This window comes from Tichowtungia aerotolerans (assembly GCF_009905215.1).
Lineage (GTDB): Bacteria > Verrucomicrobiota > Kiritimatiellia > Kiritimatiellales > Tichowtungiaceae > Tichowtungia > Tichowtungia aerotolerans.
Genome location: NZ_CP047593.1, coordinates 2,811,555 through 2,825,056, shown reverse-complemented (window position 1 = coordinate 2,825,056; position 13,502 = coordinate 2,811,555). Strand labels below are relative to the sequence as shown.

The following is a 13,502-nucleotide window of genomic DNA, read 5'->3' as shown; positions in this document are numbered from 1 at the left end:
ACCTGAAAGGAACCGGAATGAAGCATTTACCGATCTTCGCATCGGCTGTCGCGATCCTGACCGGCTGCACTCATCCGCTGACCGTCAAAAATCTCAACAATTACAAAAACCCGTCGGTTATTGCGCTTCAGGAGCGCCTGCGACTTGGAATCCGCCCGACAGCTCCCGACCTGCAGGGTCACCGACTGATTCATCAGGTCAGCCGCGATCTGCTCAAATACAACGCTGAAAGCAGCACGGCTGTTGATGATGACAACACCTATATCGATGTGATTGCCGACATTTCCATCGTTCCGGAATACAAAGGATCCGGCTGGAACTTCTGGGTCGATTTTCCCGGTTTCCTGATCTGGACGCCGGCATGGCATGGATACAACTATCAAGCCAATTACGATATTGATGTGCGGCTTAACGACGCAAAAACCGGAAAACTGATCAATACGATCTTTGTTCCGGTTCGACTCGATGTAAAACACGCCGATATCAGCCGCACATGGACCACCGGCGCCGGGTACCCCACGCTTGGACTGGCCCCACTGATCGGCGGCCTGGTTACGATGAACTACGATCCGACAGTCACTCCGCTGGTCAACCAGGAAGTTGACCCGATTGTCTCGGACTACATCGCACAACAGATCGCGCTGACGCTGCACTACTACAAATCCGCTCCGCGCGACCGCCTTGAAAAGCTCGAACAGCTTAAAAACGACGATATTATCTCCGAGCCCGAGTATAAGACACAACGTCGTAAAATCATCGATTCGCTTTAAGCGGATATCTTCCAAACAAAAGAAAACGCCCTGCGAAATCCGCAGGGCGTTTCTTTTTATGACTCTGGTTGATTTCAACCTTTCATATAGGTCAGACCGAGAGCCTGAAGGATGGCCGAAATGACAAAGTTAAACGGCTTGTTGAAATGCGGAAGAAAATAGACATCTGTCATGGCCAGCTCCGGCAGAGTCAACCCTTTCTGAATGGCCAGCGAAAGGTAGAAGATACATTCTGTATGCGGTGTGTTTCCGTAGGATCCGATCTGCGCACCAACCAGTCGAAGCGACTCTTTGTCGTACACCAGTTTTACACCGACCTCTTCCACATCGTTCATAAACTCCGGACGGTCGTTATCCACGTAGAATGAGCTCAACACATTCATTCCTTCCGCACGGGCGGCAGCTTCACTCAGTCCTGTACTGGCCAGCATATTTCCAAACACGCAGATGGCGTTGGTTCCGGCAATGCTTGGCAACTGCACCGTATACAGCTCGTTGATCTGGCTGGCAGCCACAACACCGCCTTTAACCGCGTTCGTCGCCAAAGCCACATGACGATGAGCGCCGACTGCTGAATGATAAATTGCAGCCGTATCACCGATTGCATACACGTCCGGAACAGTGGTACGCATGCACGAGTCAACCACCAGCGCTCCGTTGGGAAGCTTCTCTGCATCTTCGAGAAGGTCGGTATTCGGCTTAAATCCAACACACTGAATCACGAGATCAGCATCATAATTACCGTGGTTGGTTTCAATCTGTTTGACCTGTCCGTTTTCGCCGCCGATATAACCGGTCACCCGGGCACCCAGCACCAGATTGACGCCGGAACGACGAATATCCGCCTGCAGGCGATCAGTAAACTCGGTGTCAAAATAGGCGGGAACCACACGTTCCTGCAGGTCTACCAAAGTCACTTTTTTTCCTTTCTGGTGGTACGCCTCTGCCAGCTCAATACCGATGTAGCCTGCGCCGATGATCGCAACACTCTCAATCCCCGGCTCATTGGCCTTATCGATCAGTGTTGCCGCATGCTGAAACAGCTTACACACATAAATATTATCAAGGTCGCTATTCGGAATATTGAAATCGACCGGCCAGGAACCGGCGGCATAAATCAGTTTGTCATAACCGACCGTCATTTCGTTGCCGGTCTCCAGGTTTTTTGCGGTCACTTCCTTTTTATCAGTGTCGATTTTTGTGACATCAGTGCTCATGTGCACTTCTGCACCGAGCGTTTCAAGCTCATTACAGTTAGAGTAGAAAAGATCATTCACATTCTGAACCACACCGCTCACCGTCAATGCAATGCCGCACCCGAGAAACGAAATATTATTGTTTCGATCAAACGCTACCACTTCATGGTTCTTATTCTGCGACAGCAACGTCCGAATCGCCGACGTTCCCGCATGATTCACTCCAACTACAACCACCTTTGCCATGTTCTAATCCTTTCCAATAGATCCGTTCTGTACTCCAGCCTGTCCAGCTATAGGCCCCAAACATAACCGTTTTTGTCATGTTTGCAACCTAAGAACGCAAAAAACCGAAATTTTTTACGTACTTAAAAAAAACGGCACTCAACGCCTCAAGTTCCAAACATAACTCTCGGCCAAACTGATGAAAACATGGCCTGTTCTGAAAAGAACCTGTTAATAGGATGCTTTAAGAACCAATGAACCAACTGCTATCGGATCTCCGTCAATTGTCAGTTCTTCGATCTGCCCAATACTCAACGCCTCGCACAGATTACTAAGCGCATGCGGATCGTCCTGAATCATCAGGTCTTTATCATCCAATCCCATTGCTCCCGGAAGAGATAAAACCGGCGGAAGAGTGAGAACCCCTTTCGCTTTTTCCACTTCTGTGACCGCCCTATCTTTAGCGCTTTGTTGAGAACTATCGTACGCTTTCAGCACATAAGGAATTCCAATCGCCGCCAGCAAGCCGATGATAGATGTAACAATTAAGACCTCAACTAATGTAAAACCGAAATTCTTTGACTGATTCACAGGAGCCATCCTCAAAAACCTCAATCACAAACAAAACTGAATATTGGCATACTTCCGGTCGTCCATCGGGTTATAGCCGAACCTCGCTTTTGGAAAGGTTTCCGGCAGAATTTTCAATTTGGAAATTCCGGCCAGCATATATTCCTGCCAGCCTTCTTCATTGAATTTTCGATCGCCTCGAACAAACCATGCACTCAGCAGGATATGCCCCTGCATATTATGAGCCACCATATGCGGTTCAACCACTTTGGTTCCGCCCTGATAGTCAAACTCTATTAAATTTTTTCCTAAAACAGCTTGGCGCAGCATTTGCTCAATCATCGTATCCACCTTTTCATTGCGAGACGTTAAAACGCCTAGCCCTGACCAGACAGGCTTCCAACACCTACTCTAGCAAGCATTTGTCATACCTAAAACTCTTTTATAAAAAGAAATCGTCCTGTTTCCTGATTGGATTGAAATGTACCAGCGAAACGCACCTGTTTTTATTCAAAAAAAGCGGCTTAAGCCAGAATCCCTCTCCCTCACACTTTGCATACATGAGAAAACAAAGCGTCTCCAGGATCTCAGGAAAGACCGCATACGAATCAAAGACACCTTGCCGTATCTTTTGCCAGTCAGTAACTTTTTCCCATGAAAAAGATGCTCTTGATCATTATCTTCATTCTAACTGCTACAGCTCTGGCAGGACTGGATCATGTGTTCTATTACCCGGACCACAGGGAATACACCACCCCGACCGCAGACGGATACAAATTCGAGGAAGTGCAGTTCCCAAGCAAGGACGGCACAAAACTCTTCGGCTGGTTTATTCCCGCAAGAGACAATGCTCTCGGCACCGTGATTCACTTCCACGGGAACGCTCAGAACATGAGCGCTCACTACTCCTTTGTCTCCTGGCTTCCTGCCAACGGGTTCAACCTTTTCGTTTTTGATTACCGCGGCTACGGAAAATCCGAAGGCAGAATTTCCCGTCGTGGCGTCTACGAAGATTCCGTTGCCGCCATAGAATACATCAAAACCCGGACCGACATCGATCAGAACAAAATCATCCTGTTTGGCCAGAGCATCGGCGGAGTCAATGCCCTGTCCGTCGCCGGCAACAACCGGTTCGACGGAGTTGTCGGAGTGGCAGCCGACTCCGCATTTTCATCCTACAAAGGTGTGGCAATGGATCACACAACTCTGCTGAAACCGCTGGCCGCTCTGCTTATCAGCAATAAGTTCAGCCCGAAAAAATCCGTTCAGAATATTTCTCCGGTTCCGCTGCTGCTCATCCACGGAACCGCCGACAAAGTGGTTCCTTACAGGCATGCAGAGGTACTGCTCAAAAAAGCCGGAGAACCCAAAGAACTCTGGACCGTTCCAAACGGCAAACACACAGAAGCTCTTGGAGCTTACTTCACTGAATTCGCCCCGAAACTCCTCACTCAATTCAAAACATGGGCCGGTGCAAAGTGATGCCCCCCTCGAAACTCTGCACCAGATATCCGTTGTTTTCCAAGGTTTGGAAAAAAAAAAGTCATACGCTATTGCCGCGACCACATAGCGGCAAGAGCTGTTCGATTATGAATATCCAGAACTTCAAATATATTTTCGAGGTGCTTTCCTACAGTCTTCGGCGAAATGTGGAGTTTTTCGGCAATTTTCCGGTTTTCCAGCCCTAGCGCGGCCAGTTCAGCAACAGCCTGCTGCCGGGGGCTGAGACGCGTCCACCCACCCGGAGCCTCATGTGTTTGCGTAACTCCGACACTGTTCTCCTCCAGCGTTCTCAGGTGCAGCTCGAGTTCACGAATGCGCTGCCAGTTTTTTAAAGCAATCTGCAACTGTGGTTTGAGAAGCTGCATGATGACTTTCTCTTTTTCAGAAAATGCTGTTTCTCTGGAATACACAAGCACGTAGATGCCTTGCGGATGCGGCAAAGCAAATGCAAGCTGATCTTCAATTCCAAGAACCTTATAAAATTCCTGATAAAGATCGGTTTGGTGAAACTCATCTGCTGTCGTAGTCGTTAATATGGTACTCACGTCAGAACTCTCCGGGGCCAAAAAATGCGGCAGCAAAGGGTGCTGATGCATATAAGCCCGATATACAGAGAACAAATCGCTGGACACCCCTTCACTCACCGCCTGCTTAAAAGACACCGGATTGATAGAATAGCTGTCTACGGAGAAAATCTTCCTGGGGATTGCATCATTAAGAACCACAAACGAATGATTAAGAAACGGCTCTGATGAATTGGTATAATGAATCCGCTCTGATACTTTCGCGACAAACTCAATATCGCGGATGGTAAGCAGCTCCAACCTGGCTTCTGAAACATTCATTCTGTTGAAAACTTAGCAGGCACACCCCTGAGTCACAATCAACAACTTTTAAACAACCTGAATTAAAAATCACACTCTTTCCCAGAGCATTCATTCTGAATAACTTCAAGAATAAGGCTTTGCAGGTCCATACCCCTCTCCAGACTGCGTAGCGCAAGCTGCCGGCGCAATGCGGACGGCAAATCAATATTTATACACACATCATCATCAAACTTAAGATCCATCACCATAGAAGCCCCACCTGCTGTTGTGATTGACGCAGACATACGTCTCGACAGTCAAATTACAACAGAATGTCCGGGGATCGCATATACGGTAAATGCCGTATTTCCTGATGGAAAAACAAATGATCTCAGAGGCTTATTACAGCGACTAGGAGTCGAGTTTCTGTTTAAGCATAGCGATGACAGCAGGAGGATTGGCTTTGCCTTTGCTCTGTTTCATCACGTAGCCCATGAGCGCATTAATAGAGGCCGCATTACCGGCTTTGTAGTCGGAAACAGCTTTGTCGTTTCCGGCGATCGCTTCATCGGCCCACTGCTCAAGCTGGCTATCGTCGGAAACCTGAGCCATGCCTTTTTCGTCAACAATGGCTTTGGGATCACCACCCTCCTTAAAGAGGATGTCAATCAGCTCATTGGCAGCATTCGAACTGATTGTGCCGCCGCCGGCCAGCTCGGCCACCTGGGCAAGCGCCTCAACTGTCAGTTTTGAATCAGTCACCCGCGTTTCTGTTTCGGTCACAAGACTCGCGACTTTGCCCATCATGTAGTTGGACACCAGTTTGTACTGCTTTGTGTTTCGGCAGGCGGCATCAAAAAAGTCGGACACCGCCATTTCAGCAGTAAGCACTCCGGCGTCGTATTCCGGCAACCCGAATTCGCTGATGTAGCGTTCGCGCCGCTGCGCGGGGAGTTCGGGCAACTCACTCTTCCACTGCTCAAGCTGCTCGGCGGAAATTTCGACCGGCATCAGATCGGGCTCTGGAAAATAACGATAGTCGTGCGCATCTTCCTTCGTACGCTGAGTAAAAGTTTCACCGCGATCGGAATCGTATCCCCGCGTTTCCTGAACAACCGTTCCTCCATTTTCGAGCACATCGATCTGGCGATCAATTTCATAGTTGATGGCTTCCGCAATGAAACTGAAGGAATTCATATTTTTAATTTCGACCTTGGAACCGAGCACCTCAGAACCGACTGGACGAACACTCACATTGACGTCGGAACGCATATGCCCTTTTTCGAGTTCGCAGTCGGAAATGCCGCCATACACCATGATTTGCCGGAGCGCAGTCATGTAGGCGAGCGCATCATCGGCGGAATGCATGCAGGGATTCGAAACAATTTCCATCAGCGCGGTTCCGGCGCGGTTGTAGTCGATCAGGCTGGCACCAGACACATGCGTGTTCTTCGCGGCGTTTTCCTCCTGATGAATCCGCTCAATCGTGAACGTTTTGGTCTCGCCATTCACCTCTGTGGTAATTTCTCCGCCGAGGCAAAGCGGCTGGTCCGCCTGCGTAATCTGATAGTTTTTGGACATATCAGGATAAAAATAATTTTTGCGATCCCACTTGGAGTGCGGATTAATCTCACAGCCGATCATCAGTCCGGCCTTGCAGATCAATTCGATGGCGTGCTCATTCATTACCGGCATCGCACCGGGATAACCGAGACAAACCGGGCAGACATTGGTGTTCGGCGCCGCGCCGTATTCGTGTTTACAGCTGCAGAACATTTTGGTCTGCGTTTTCTGCATCACATGGGTTTCAAGTCCTATACACGCTTCATATTTCATAGCCGCACAAGGTTCCACAGATTCCCGCTGAATTCAATGAGGAAAGCACGAAAGCACAATCAGCCCGGCATTTTCCGCCAGCGCATTCCAAGGGCTGGGAACATCAGCCCCAGGTCTGGGCCGAAGCGGCTCGGCGCAGATGGATGACATCCACCGTAATATTCGGCGGCAGGCTGTCCAGATAGGCGACTGCATCCGCAACATCTTCGGGCTGAATCATCGCCGAAAAATCGGTCAGATCCGGGCGGGACTGCTTCACCATCTCGGTGGCCACGCCGCCGGGACAAACCGCATGAACCCGGATATTGGCGTCACGCCCCTCTTCAATTGCGGTTTTGGTCAATCCAATCAGCGCGTGCTTGCTCGCGCCGTAGGCGGCCTGCTCCGCATAGCCTTTCACGCCAACAACCGATGAAATATTGATAATACGCCCACCGCCCTGAGCAGCCATTTTCTTCATCGCCGCCTGCGTACACAGAAACGCACCCTCGACATTCACCCTCTGGATTCTCTGCCAGTCCGATAGCGAAAACCCGGCGATTCTTCCAAAAATTCCAACCCCGGCATTATTCACCAGCAAGTCGACACGATCCACTCCGGCAAACAGTGTTTCAACATCAGCCGGAACCGACAGATCGGCGACAACCGTCTGTACCGATGCGCCTTTTGCCTCGCAGACGGCCTTCACGTCGGCCAGTTTTTCTTCAGCGCGGCCGGTCAGAACCAACCTGTATTTTCCAGCCAGTTTCTGAGCAATGGCCGCGCCGATTCCGCGACTCGCTCCGGTAATCAACGCCGTCTTCATTTTCTGAACCGCCTGATGGTATTCTGCATGCGCTCAAGCACCTTATCCCGGCCGAGAATCGAAAGAACCGGCGCAAGATCGGGACCGGACTGCTGGCCGGAAACCGCAATACGGATCGGCGGCATCACGGCTCCAAAACCGAGACCGCTCTGATCCACAAAGTCGTGCAGCGCTTTATCAATCGTTTCCTGATCAAAATCTTCCAATCCCTGGAAGATCTCCATGATTTTTTCCAAGGTTTGGAAAACTCCGTCCTTGAGCAGTTTTTTCCGAACCGCTTTTTCATCGTACTCAAACTCGTCGTTGAAAAAGAATTCGCAGGCCGGAACAATTTCTGACGGAAGTTTAACACGCGCCTGCATCAAATCAAAAATTGCGCCGACATCCGGCGGCACATCCACACCGGCCTTTTCGAGTTCACGGTGTGCAATTACTGCAAATTGATCCGGAGCCAGCGCACGAATGTACTCCCCGTTCATCCATTGCAGCTTCCGGAGATCAACCTGAGCAGGCGATGATTTACAGCTCTTTAGATCAAAGGCATCGATCATTTCCTGACGACTCATCACTTCGCGATCGTCACCGGGAGACCAGCCGAGCAGCGCAAGATAATTGAAAAGCGTTTCGCCGAGGAATCCCTTTTCGCGAAAGTCTCCGACAAATGCATCGCCATCTCGCTTGGAATAGGGTTTACCCTGCGCGTTGATGATCATCGGCAGATGGGCGAATTCCGGAACCGGCGCGCCAAGCGCTTTATAAAGCGCGATGTGGCGATAGGTGTTTTCGACGTGGTCGTCACCGCGAATCACATGGGTGATGCCCTGCTCGATATCATCGAGAACATTGGCCAAATGAAACACGGGAGTGCCGTTGGAGCGGACAATCACAAAGTCCTGCGTATCGGCGGCCTTTTTGCGGAGGGTTCCTTTCACTTCATCTTCGAAAACCATATCTTCATCAGGCATCCTGAAAATCACGCATTCGCCCTGCCCCAGCCCGCCCTTGTCTTCCCTGTAGGCGTGACCGGAAGCGAGCAGCTGCTCTGCGGCGGCAAGGTGAGCCTCCATGCGGCTGGTCTGGTAAAGCGGTTCCTCATCAACATCCAGCCCGAGCCATTCCATGGCATCCAAAAGAGCCTGAATCGCTTCAGGAGTTGAGCGTTCAATGTCGGTATCCTCAACGCGGAGCAGAAATTTTCCGCCGGTGTGGCGGGCATAAAGCCAGTTGAAGATGGCCGCGCGCATATTGCCAATATGTACGTTGCCGGTAGGGCTGGGAGCAAAACGAGTACGAACAGTCATAATTTCAGTTCTCGGTTAAGGGTTATCGGTTATCAGCAAAAAGGGAAATGTAACGACCATTTCCCCTGATAACAAATAACTATTTAACGAATCACTACCAATTGTACCGTTCGCCTTCGGGCTTGTTTTTGCTGTAGCGGGTACCAAGAGCCCGCAGCATTTTACTGTTAATCACCTCTACATACACGGTAGCACGAAGCGGCCCGCGGTGATCAGCAAGCGGCTGAATGAATTCCAGCCCTTCTGCGGGAAACATGATCGTGACCCCTTCACTGACCCGGGGGCTTTCAAATGTAACGCGGGCTGTATACCCCGGGCCGGCCTGCTGCAGATCAATAACATTATCGAACTCCAGCTCAATCACCTGACCCTTCAGTTCATTCCGCTGCAACTGAAGTTCCTGCACATTCAGATCCTCAGTCGGGGCACATTCCGGCTCCTTACTGAGATCCAGCCGCGGATTTTCCGCTCGCTGTTTCAACCGATCTTTAACTGGATTTTTCTGAGCAGAAACAAAAGACGAAGGCAGCAAAACTGCCAGAAGCACAATCCAACACCACTGTTTCATCCGAGCCTCCTTCATATTCCGGTTTGCTTAAAAACTTCCTCCCTAACGGGACACGTGCAGAAAAAATTGCAACCGAAAGGTATTTTATAGGCACAGGGTTCTGATTCATGACACAAAAAGCGCTGTTTTCCCATCAGTTGAGGCGCCGGATGGGAACAGCTGTCTGCATGACCGGAAATACACTGATAGTTTTTCAAGCATCGGTCGGCCCGCGCAAGAATTTCTTCGGCAATTTCGAGCTTCATGAAACATACTTTAAACTAACGATTAAAATAACTCAATAAATTACGACAAAGGTAAGCCACAAAATCTCACACCGTTTGAAACAACTCTTTATCCGTAAAGAAACTTAAAACCGAGTTTTCACACAGTCTGTTCTGTTTAAATGCATTGGCAAAAGGCAGCCTGATGCGGTATGTTCCGCCCCTTTGATGGAGAAACCCGATGAATACCGCAGAAATTGCTGACTTGCAGAAACAGTTTTTAATTCCAACCTATGCACCGCAGCTGGCCCTGGTAAAAGGATCCGGCACCAAAGTATGGGACGCCGACGGAAAGGAATATCTTGATTTCCTGGCCGGTATCGCCGTACTCAACGTCGGTCACTGCCACCCGAACGTGGTGAAAGCCGTTCAGGATCAGGCGGCCACGCTGATGCATGTTTCCAACCTCTATTATAATGAGAAACAGCCGCAGCTCGCCAAAGCCCTCGCGGAAAAAGCCGGCGGCGGAAAATGCTTCTTCTGCAACAGCGGAGCGGAAGCCAACGAAGGACTGATTAAACTGGCGCGGCTGTGGGGGTCGGACAAAGGAAAATTTGAAGTCGTCACGATGAAAAACTCGTTCCACGGACGGACTCTGGCCACTCTGACCGCGACCGGACAGGACAAGGTCCAGAAAGGATTTTATCCCCTGCCCGAAGGATTTGCTTATGCCGAGTTCAACAACCTTGAGTCCGTAAAAACCGCCATTACCGAAAAAACGGCCGCCGTATTGGTTGAAGCCGTTCAGGGTGAAGGCGGAATCATTCCCGCTGACTCGGAATTCATTGCCGGTCTGCGGACGCTATGCGACGAAAAAAACATCCTGCTTCTCTTTGATGAAGTCCAGGCCGGTATCGGCCGGACCGGCAAATGGTTCGGCTTCCAGAATTACGACGTACAGCCCGACGCATTTTCGCTGGCCAAAGCCCTCGGCAACGGATTCCCGATCGGTGCCGTCGTTGCTTCACCGGAAGTTGCGGACACTTTCCAGCCGGGCAATCACGCCACCACCTTCGGCGGCACGCCGCTGGCGTGCGCGGCTGCGCTGGCTGTGCTCGAAACCATTGAACAGGAAAACCTGCTTGAAAACGCCAAAGCCATGGGCACCCTGCTGCTCGAGAAACTGCAGGTCATTGCCGATCAGTACGACTGGATTGAATGCGCCCGGGGCACCGGTCTGATGGTCGGGCTGGTTCTGAACGACAGCGCCCTGCCGCTGCAGAAAAAGCTTCAGGAAAAAGGTCTGCTCACCCTGGCCACCGCAGTACGGGTACTGCGGATTCTTCCGCCACTCAACGTCACTGTTGAAGATGTTGAAAAGGCAGTTGCTCTGATTGAAGACGCCTGCTCAGAACTGGATTCCCTATGATTAAAGAAAGTTTTCAGGTTAAACCGCACGAAGAAGGCAATGCCCTGCTGGAAGTACTGGCGGACCGCCTGCGCTGCTCGAAGAAACAGGCAAAGGCCCTGCTCGACGGCAAACAGGTCATGGTCAACAGTCAGCGCATCTGGATGGCCAAACATAAGCTTTCCACCCGCGACGTGATTGAAGTAATTCGCTCCGAAGCAACTGCCGTTAAAAAAATCGATATTTTGAAAAAAGCGGGCGACATCCTGGTGGTCAACAAACCCGCCGGACTGGTCACCAATGACAGCGCAAAAAGTCTGGAAGTTCGCCTGCAGCGCGAACTGCGCAATCCGGAGCTGTGCGCCGTACACCGCCTCGACCGCGAAACCTCCGGCTGCGTGATCTTCGCAAAAAATACGGAAGCCAAAGCCGCTATGATTCCGATCTTCAAGAATCAGGAAGTTGTCAAAATCTACCGTGCAATCGTCAACGGACGGGTATCGGACCAGCTCCAGACCATCACCCGTGATATTGATGGAGAATCAGCAACCACCATGGTCAATGTTCTGGACCGCAGCCGCCATGCAAGCTATCTGGAACTGCGCATCAAAACCGGCCGCACGCACCAGATCCGCAAGCATCTCGCCGCTGTGCGCCATCCGGTGCTGGGCGACAAAGGCTACGCCGGCTCCAAAGGGCTCGCCGATATTCTGCGCACCCTGCCGCGCCAAATGCTGCATGCCTACCGATTGGTGCTGCCGGTTCCCGGAAAGGCAAACGGACCGCTGCGCGCTACCGCACCGATCCCGGCGGACTTTCAGGAAGCGCTGAAAGCACTGAAGCTCAAATAGCTTTCCAAACATTGGAAAGCTTCCAAAATACAGGCGCAACCTGTCTCCCATGTTTGGAAGCTATCTGGCTTTAGCGACGCGCTCGATCTGGTCCAGGTATTTCTGGATGTCGTCGCGCGGCTTAATTTCCTGTGCGCGGCGAAGCAGCGGCAGCGCTTCGGTGTATTTGCTCTGACTGACCAGCAGCTGAGCGTGACGGATTTTGGCGTCGGCTTCGTATTTTTCGAGGCTTTCGGCCCGTTCGTAATAGAACACGGCTTTGTCCGGATCGTTGACCCGCGATGCATGCTGCCCCAGCAGAATTAACGCTTCTCCATCCAGCGGATCCAGCTCCACGATTTCTTCAAGCACGCGAACTTCCTCGTCAGCCTGTCCCTCAGCCACCGCGATGCGGGCCTGAAGCTTCAGGAGATCTTTTTGGTCCACCTGACCGAGATGCGCATCGTGCAGATCCTTGATGTGCTGAATCAGTGTTTTGGTTTCTTCCAGCGCACCGCGGGTGACGAGCACTTTGCAGGCACGAATGGGCCGTTCGGCGTTGCGGTCCGGGTTCAGGTCCATCGCACGGATGTAGGCGTTGGCGGCCATTTCATAGAGGTCTTCGTTGACGTAGATGTCGCCCAGCATGTTGAGGCTGTCCACGGTGGACTTTCCGAGCTGGTCGACCATCTCGTAGTTTTCGGCCGCTTTGAGCGGCTGTTTGAGGCCGACGTAGGCATTGGCCTGCAGCAGCCAAAGGTCGGCGCGGTCCGGATCGGAATCAATCAGGCTGTTGCAAAGAGCGACCGCTTCCGGATAACGCTGCTGCTTAAAAAGCGAGCGTGCCAGTCCCATCTTCCAGTCCATCGTAGCTGGGTCGAGCAGAACAGCCTGACGATAAGCCGATTCTGCGGCCATGCTGTTTTCGACGGATGAATAGGCAAAGCCGAGCAGTCCGTAGGTGAGCGAATCGCCGCCGCCGAGCTCAATCACTTTCGTCAGCGCAGGAAGTGCTTTTTCGTAATCGCCGTTGCGCACATAGATCAGCCCGAGATTGCGCCATGCACGGCGGAACTTCGGATATTTTTCGACCGCGGTTTCATACGCCGGCAGAGCCTCTTCATAGCGCTCCTGCTGAAAGTAGATATTACCCAGCATGAAATCGCAGGTTGCACTGGCAGCTTCACCACGGCTTTTATCCAGCAGCTTTGCAGCCTCGTCCATCTTGTCAGCGCCGATCAGGTTCTGAACCGCCATCAGCTCATCGCGCTCAACAGTGGTCACGCGCGGTTCAATGTCGGTTTCCGCGATATAGCTCCGTTGAAATTTCTTTTTAAACGCGGCGCTGTTCCATAGGTCGAGCTCCGATTTACTCAGCGGAGATCCCGCCTTCGGCTGCACCGAAACCGTTGCCTGCGGCGAAGAACATCCCGCCACAAAGCCAACAGCCAATAACAAATAACCAAATTCTTTCATCTCAT

13 protein-coding genes are annotated in these 13,502 nt (G+C 51.4%); 4 read left to right on the top strand and 9 right to left on the bottom strand.

The window, feature by feature from the left end; all coding sequences use genetic code 11:
- Positions 1-17: 17 nt before the first annotated feature.
- A complete protein-coding gene (locus tag GT409_RS11545; RefSeq protein WP_160629235.1) occupies positions 18-770 on the top strand; it encodes an SHOCT domain-containing protein in 753 nt (250 codons plus the stop codon).
- A 74-nt stretch (positions 771-844) separates the two neighbouring features.
- Here GT409_RS11545 and GT409_RS11540 read toward each other — a convergent pair whose 3' ends face one another.
- The 3 genes from GT409_RS11540 to GT409_RS11530 form a co-directional block, all read right to left on the bottom strand.
- The gene (locus GT409_RS11540) at positions 845-2,212 is read right to left on the bottom strand and encodes an FAD-dependent oxidoreductase (RefSeq protein WP_160629234.1); all 1,368 of its coding nucleotides are present in this window, start codon (positions 2,210-2,212) and stop codon (positions 845-847) included.
- Between the two features lie 210 nt (positions 2,213-2,422).
- Positions 2,423-2,782 (bottom strand): type IV pilin protein, encoded by a 360-nt coding sequence (locus GT409_RS11535; RefSeq protein WP_160629233.1) that lies wholly within the window; start codon positions 2,780-2,782, stop codon positions 2,423-2,425.
- 24 nt (positions 2,783-2,806) lie between these two features.
- The gene (locus tag GT409_RS11530; RefSeq protein ID WP_160629232.1) at positions 2,807-3,103 is read right to left on the bottom strand and encodes a WYL domain-containing protein; all 297 of its coding nucleotides are present in this window, start codon (positions 3,101-3,103) and stop codon (positions 2,807-2,809) included.
- A 312-nt stretch (positions 3,104-3,415) separates the two neighbouring features.
- Here GT409_RS11530 and GT409_RS11525 point away from each other — a divergent pair, with 312 nt between their 5' ends.
- Positions 3,416-4,243 carry an alpha/beta hydrolase gene (locus tag GT409_RS11525; protein ID WP_160629231.1) on the top strand — a complete coding sequence of 276 codons (828 nt, stop codon included), beginning with the start codon at positions 3,416-3,418 and terminating at the stop codon, positions 4,241-4,243.
- Positions 4,244-4,311: 68 nt separating this feature from the next.
- Here the strand turns inward: GT409_RS11525 and GT409_RS11520 are convergent, their stop codons facing one another.
- The 5 genes from GT409_RS11520 to GT409_RS11500 form a co-directional block, all read right to left on the bottom strand.
- Positions 4,312-5,109 carry a response regulator transcription factor gene (locus tag GT409_RS11520; RefSeq protein WP_160629230.1) on the bottom strand — a complete coding sequence of 266 codons (798 nt, stop codon included), beginning with the start codon at positions 5,107-5,109 and terminating at the stop codon, positions 4,312-4,314.
- A 372-nt stretch (positions 5,110-5,481) separates the two neighbouring features.
- The gene (gene gatB, locus GT409_RS11515) at positions 5,482-6,906 is read right to left on the bottom strand and encodes an Asp-tRNA(Asn)/Glu-tRNA(Gln) amidotransferase subunit GatB (protein ID WP_160629229.1); all 1,425 of its coding nucleotides are present in this window, start codon (positions 6,904-6,906) and stop codon (positions 5,482-5,484) included.
- A gap of 103 nt (positions 6,907-7,009) precedes the next feature.
- Positions 7,010-7,711 (bottom strand): SDR family oxidoreductase, encoded by a 702-nt coding sequence (locus GT409_RS11510; RefSeq protein ID WP_160629228.1) that lies wholly within the window; start codon positions 7,709-7,711, stop codon positions 7,010-7,012.
- On the bottom strand, positions 7,708-9,012 hold the full coding sequence (gene gltX / locus GT409_RS11505) for a glutamate--tRNA ligase (protein ID WP_160629227.1): 1,305 nt from the start codon (positions 9,010-9,012) through the stop codon (positions 7,708-7,710). The genes GT409_RS11510 and gltX overlap by 4 nt, the downstream gene beginning before the upstream one ends.
- Before the next feature lie 94 nt (positions 9,013-9,106).
- Positions 9,107-9,580 carry a hypothetical protein gene (locus tag GT409_RS11500; RefSeq protein ID WP_160629226.1) on the bottom strand — a complete coding sequence of 158 codons (474 nt, stop codon included), beginning with the start codon at positions 9,578-9,580 and terminating at the stop codon, positions 9,107-9,109.
- Between the two features lie 444 nt (positions 9,581-10,024).
- Here GT409_RS11500 and GT409_RS11495 point away from each other — a divergent pair, with 444 nt between their 5' ends.
- Both GT409_RS11495 and GT409_RS11490 read left to right on the top strand, forming a co-directional pair.
- The gene (locus GT409_RS11495; RefSeq protein WP_160629225.1) at positions 10,025-11,212 is read left to right on the top strand and encodes an aspartate aminotransferase family protein; all 1,188 of its coding nucleotides are present in this window, start codon (positions 10,025-10,027) and stop codon (positions 11,210-11,212) included.
- Positions 11,209-12,042, top strand: a complete 834-nt coding sequence (locus GT409_RS11490) for an RluA family pseudouridine synthase (RefSeq protein ID WP_160629224.1) — start codon at positions 11,209-11,211, stop codon at positions 12,040-12,042. Before GT409_RS11495 ends, GT409_RS11490 begins: the two co-directional genes overlap by 4 nt.
- Before the next feature lie 60 nt (positions 12,043-12,102).
- Here GT409_RS11490 and GT409_RS11485 read toward each other — a convergent pair whose 3' ends face one another.
- A complete protein-coding gene (locus GT409_RS11485; RefSeq protein ID WP_160629223.1) occupies positions 12,103-13,497 on the bottom strand; it encodes a tetratricopeptide repeat protein in 1,395 nt (464 codons plus the stop codon).
- Positions 13,498-13,502 lie beyond the last annotated feature (5 nt).